General features: G+C 38.7%; 3 protein-coding genes. 1 reads left to right on the top strand and 2 read right to left on the bottom strand.

The annotated features are described in order from the left end of the window. Positions 1 to 1,134: 3-oxoacyl-ACP synthase III family protein (locus RLO81_RS15665; RefSeq protein ID WP_350113692.1), on the bottom strand; the 1,134-nt coding region annotated here is incomplete at its 3' end. Positions 1,135 to 1,231: 97 nt separating this feature from the next. After that, positions 1,232 to 3,592, bottom strand: coding sequence for an ABC transporter permease (locus RLO81_RS15660; RefSeq protein WP_350113689.1), 2,361 nt, complete (start codon positions 3,590 to 3,592; stop codon positions 1,232 to 1,234). 324 nt (positions 3,593 to 3,916) lie between these two features. On the opposite strand from RLO81_RS15660, the gene RLO81_RS15655 reads away from it, so the two are divergent. Then, positions 3,917 to 5,950, top strand: a 2,034-nt coding sequence (locus RLO81_RS15655) for a glutamate synthase central domain-containing protein (protein ID WP_350113686.1), incomplete at its 3' end; no start/stop codon positions are given.

Genomic DNA, 5,950 nt, shown 5'->3' with positions numbered 1-5,950 from the left:
TGGCAATGTGCACAAGCAACAACTTGATTTAATCTTATATTCGAATTGTGTCTTATAGAAAGTAGCTAAGACTTTATAACATACCGCATTAATATTCATACCTGCCCCTACAGAAGCCAGTATAACCACATCTCCCGTTCTTAATTCATGCTCTTCCATCTTTCCTTTTCTCACTAAATCCAGCAATGTTGGCACAGTAGCTACAGAGCTATTCCCTAGCTTATGAATACTCATTGGCATAATACCATCAGGCAAGTCTTTTTTGTCAAATAATCTATAGAATCGCTTAATGATACCTTCATCTAGTTTTTCATTGGCTTGATGGATAAACACCTTTTTCACTTCTTCAATTGCAACCCCAGCCTTATCTAAGCAGTCCTTCATGGCGGCAGGAACATGAGTTATTGCATATTCATATACTTTTCGCCCATTCATTTTAATAAACCTAACCCTTGGGTCTGATTCCGGGAAGTTGGATTTGCCCATATACAAATAGTCTAATTCTTCTTCACAATGAGCCAAAACGGAATGTGATAATATGCCACTATTACTCTCAGGCTTACCTTCAACAATACAGGCACCCGCACCATCGGAAAATATCATACTATCCCTGTCGTAAGGATCCAACACCCTCGATAAAGTTTCAGTGCCTATAACCAGGCATTTCTGAGCCACACCGGCTTTAATATAAGTATCTGCTTGTATAACCCCCTGCACCCATCCAGGGCAACCAAATAGAATATCATAAGGAATGCATTTTGGATTCTTTATTCCTAATTCATGCTTAATTCTCGATGCCAACGAAGGCATAGCATCCGATTGGTTGGTGTGTTTAACTACATCACCAAAATTATGGGCAACAATAATTTGATCAATCGTCTCCGGATCAACCCCTGAATCAGATATTGCCTCTTTAGCTGCTAAAGCTCCAATACATGAAGCATTCAAATCTTCGTTGGCGTACCTTCTCTCTTCAATTCCCGTAATATGCTGAAATTTTTCAATCACCTCCAAAGGGGCTTTATCAATCTTTTCATGATTTGGAAGGTAAAAATCGTTAGCAGTAAAATCCCTGTTCGTTTTAGTTATTTGAGGGATGTAAGACCCGGTTCCGGTAATAATGGTTTTGTGCATAACAAACGCTTGTTAGGTAAAAAATGCAATTTCAACTTAGAAATAAACAACGAATATACTCTAACAAGTGGAGTTACCACCATAGATTCTGTATTAATTATGAATCTACTCTTAAATTATCGCTGGGATTGGTTAAAGCCGCTTTCAATGAACTGTAACCAACACTTAATACAGTAAAGATTAGAATGATGGCTACTGCCAGTATGAGCACCCATGTCTGAATTTGCACCCTGTAAGCGAAGCCATTTAACCAACCATCTAATAATAGATAGGCAATTGGCAAACCTATTGCGGCAGCAAGCGCTACCAGTTTTAGAAATAATTTAAACTGAATTGAAACCAGTTCATTGATCGTTGCTCCCAACACTTTGCGAATGCTGATTTCTTTTAGTTTGGTTTCAGCCAAAAATGCAGCCAGTCCATATAACCCCAGGCAGGCAATAAATATGGAGAACCCGGAAAAGTATGCCACCATTTTAGCTGTTTTTTCTTCTGACGCATATAACTGATCAAACCTATCTCCCAAAAAGTAATAACTAAACTCTTCATCCTTGTTTATCTGCTTCCATTGTGACTCTATCTTGGCCAGTGTTTTATCTAAATCGTTAGTTGCTACCCTTACCGCAAGTTTGGTAAACCAGCTTGGGTGTTTGTATAGCATCAATGGACGCACTGCCGTATGCAACGATTCAAAATGAAAATCTTTAACCACGGCCACCACTCTCAAAGGCTCTTCTAAATGACCAATTTCAATCTCAGAGCCAACAGGATTGGCAAGCATATAATGCTTCACGAATGACTCATTGACTACCACCGATTTTTCATCTAGTTTTTTTGCTTCGCCATCAATGACTTTTATATCCAATGAATTAATGTAGGCATCATCAACAGCCATAAGGTTTATGAGCTCAAAATCTACATCCATTCCTTTGGGTTTAGTTCTCCAGGAGTTTAATGACTCAAAGGGTAAATCGCTGGCAGAACTTATAGAAGTTACTGCCGGAATTTGGTTGAGTGCATTTTTTAAAGGTTCACGGTTTTCTCTTGTGGTGCTATTCTTTAGTTGTAAGGCAACTACTCCTTCTATATCTGTTCCTAAATCTTTTGTCTGTATGTAATTTAACTGTTGATAGATAATAGTTGCTCCGGCTATTAAAACAATGGCGATTGCAAATTGCAATACAACCAGTACCTGCCTGAAACCTCCGGCCATTTTAGAATCTCCCTGAGAAGATTGCCCTTTCAAAATTTTAATAGGCTCAAAAGAAGACAGTATAAAAGCCGGAAATGAACCCGCTACAAGTCCAACAAATAGAACAATCATAACCAAGGCTGGTAATGACAAAAACAATTCTCCCAACCCGATAGATTTACCTGTAAAATCATTGAAAAAAGGTAGTATGGTAGCTATTAGAAAAACAGCTAGTATGAGTGATAGAAAAGTGATCAATAATGATTCTCCTAAAAACTGCCTGATCAAAGAACTCCTGTGAATTCCCAACACCTTCTTCACACCTACCTCTTTGGCACGCCACATCGATCGGGCCGTTGAAAGATTGATAAAATTAAAGCAGGCGATTAGCAATATCAGTACAGCAACTGCGCCTAAAATACTGAGTAATTCAAAATCACCATTTTGTTCCAGCTCGCTTGATAAGTTAGAATGCAAGTGAATATCTTCAATATTTTGACTGAAAAATCGCACGTTAAAGGCATTAAGGGCATCTCCTGGGCCATGCGTATGTGCCATTTGGTTAATAGCTTCATCAAATTCATCTGCTTTTACCCCATCATTCAATTTTGCATAGTTGTAGACCCAAACATTTCCCCAATGCTCAAACATACTCTGGCCATACACTTGCCTGGAGGTTTCCATAGACAGCAGATAGTTAAAATGAAAGTGCGCTTTTTCAGGAAATCCTTCTACAATGCCCGTTACCTGATATTCAAGGTCATTTACTTTGATTAACTTACCAATTGGATTCTCAGAACCAAATATTTTATTACTCGACTCTTTCGTAAGAACAATTTTGTTGGCGCCAACAAGCGCCTCATTTTTATTACCTTTCAGTAAGTTGATTCCAAAAACATCAAAGAATTCATTGTCAGCAAAATGTGCATTCTTTTCCCTAAATATCTTATCGCCATTTTCAATCTTCGCTTCTATTCGCTGCGAGAATTGTGTTAATTGTTTGATTTGAGATAGGTTTTCCCGCATCAGTACTCCCAGCTGGAAATTGTTTGCTGCGTGATATGACTTATCTCCACCTTGACCGAACTCTCTAACTACTCTGTAAATTCTGTCAGAATCCGGATAAAACTTGTCATAAGAAAGTTCATCTTTTACATACAAATAGATAGTGAGGCAAGCTGCTAAACCAATTGCCAGACCCGCTATATTAATTGACGCATAAACTTTTCTTTTAATCAGGTTTCGGAAGGCTATTTTGAAAAACATAAGCTAATTGGTTGGTGGTGATCTTCTCTTTGACTCGCATAACCAGTTTTGGTTACACTTTAAAAAGACAGACTCCTCAACAAATGGTTGCTCGAACAAATTTCCAATAATTCATAATCCACCAAATGCAAACGTTAGCGATTAGAATAATTTTAATTAATGAATCATTATGTAACATATCATTTAATTTTTGCTTCATTTAATTACGATTATCGCATCAGATTCAAAATTTCATTAGATAAATATTGATTATATTTAATATGCTCCAATCAATGACGGCATTCCAAATTCATTGATTAAGGTTCTCTGAACAGATTAGTAACTATGAAAGGACTTTATATCCCCGAACTTGAACATGATTCATGCGGTATTGGCTGTATTGCCAATATAGATGGTCATGCTTCGTCAGATATTATTCAAGATGCGCTCACCATGCTCGAAAATATGGAGCACCGGGGCGGTACTGGTAGTGACCCTGATTCCGGTGATGGCGCAGGTATATTAATGCAAGTGCCCCATACTTACCTTTCAAACAAAACATTAGAGTTGGGATTTCAAATACCTGAATTTGGTAGCTATGGTGTTGGAATGATTTTCTTCCCCAGGGTAAAATCAGTGAGAGATGCCTGCAAGGATATGATGTCTGAAATAGCTAAGGAAATGGGTTTAACTGTCATCGGCTATAGAACAGTTCCTGTAAATCATACCATTCCAGGATCAGAATCGCGCAGAGTGGAACCTATTATTGAACAGGTATTTTTAAAACACGACACGGCCACCTTCGAAGAATTGGAAAGAAGGTTATTCCTCTTTAGAAATTATGCCACGCATAAAGTAAACTCAGAAGTGATAGGTAGTAATGGCGAATATTATCTCCCAAGTTTATCGCACAAAGTAATTATTTACAAAGGCCAGTTGCGAACCGATCAGTTGAGATCATACTATCTGGATTTGCAAAGCGAAGAACTAACAAGTGCTCTGGCAGTAGTTCATTCCAGGTTTTCAACCAATACATTTCCAAATTGGAAACTGGCTCAACCTTTCCGCTACATTGCCCACAATGGTGAAATAAATACTATCAAAGGAAATGTCACCAAAATGAAATCAAAAGAAGCCATCATGAAATCTGAGTTTTATTCTGATGAAGAGCTTCAAAAACTTTTGCCAATTACTAATCCTCAAAATTCAGATTCTGCCAACCTGGATGCCTTGGTAGAAATGCTCACTATCAATGGGAGAAGTCTCCCCCATGTAATGATGATGCTGGTGCCCGAAGCCTGGCAAGATAACAAGCTGATGAACAGAAAAAGAAAGGCTTTCTATAAATACCACGCCTCTCTCATGGAGCCCTGGGATGGCCCCGCAGCATTAATTTTTTCTGATGGAAACATGGTAGGTGCAACATTAGACCGTAATGGCCTTCGCCCATCGAGGTATTGTATCACAAAAGATGGCCGATTAATTATTTCTTCGGAAGCAGGAGCTTTGCCGGTTGACTTCTCCAATGTGGAAAAAAACGGTCGCATACAGCCAGGCAAAATGTTAATAGCTGATTTAAAAAAAGGAATAGTCAGGTATGATAACGAAATCAAAAAAGAAATAACCAATCAGCAGCCCTATGACGATTGGATTAATACACATCGAGTAAAACTTCGTCTGATTAAGGTGCAGAACTCAAATAATTCAAAAATTGATCCCAAAAAACTAAACACCCTACAACAAGCCTATGGCTATACATCAGAAGACTTAAAGTTGATTCTAAAACCCATGGCTGAAAAGGCAACTGAACCCATAGGTTCTATGGGTGCAGACACTCCTTTGGCGGTGCTCTCTAACCAGAGTCAGCATATTTCTAATTACTTTAAACAGCTTTTTGCCCAGGTGAGTAACCCGCCAATCGATCCTATTCGTGAGCGGATGGTAATGTCACTTTTTACCCGAGTTGGAAAAAGTCTGAACCTATTGGCGGAAACCCCTGAGCACACGAAACAAGTGCACATATCGCAACCCGTGCTTCTCAACTCAGACATAGAAAAGTTTAAGCAATTTGGAAAAATGGGTTTAGACTACGCAGTTTTAAACTCAACATTTAATGCTGATGGACTAACCGGCAGACTAGAGCAAGGCTTGGACGAACTCTGCACCATGGCAACCAAAGCTGTAAAAGAGGGTAAAAGTATTTTAATTATCTCAGATAAAGCTGTAAATGAAGACAGGGCTCCCATACCTTCTTTAATAGCTATTGGGGCAGTTCATCATCATTTGGTGGCTAATAATTTGCGTACCGAAGTAGGTCTTATTGTTGAAGCCGGTGATGTTTGGGAAACGCATCATTTTGCTACTATTATTGGCTATGGC

Source organism: Fulvivirga sp. (genome assembly GCF_040220315.1).
Lineage (GTDB): Bacteria > Bacteroidota > Bacteroidia > Cytophagales > Cyclobacteriaceae > Fulvivirga.
The sequence above is the reverse complement of the archived record's forward strand: the minus strand, read 5'-3'. Positions and strand labels throughout refer to the sequence as shown.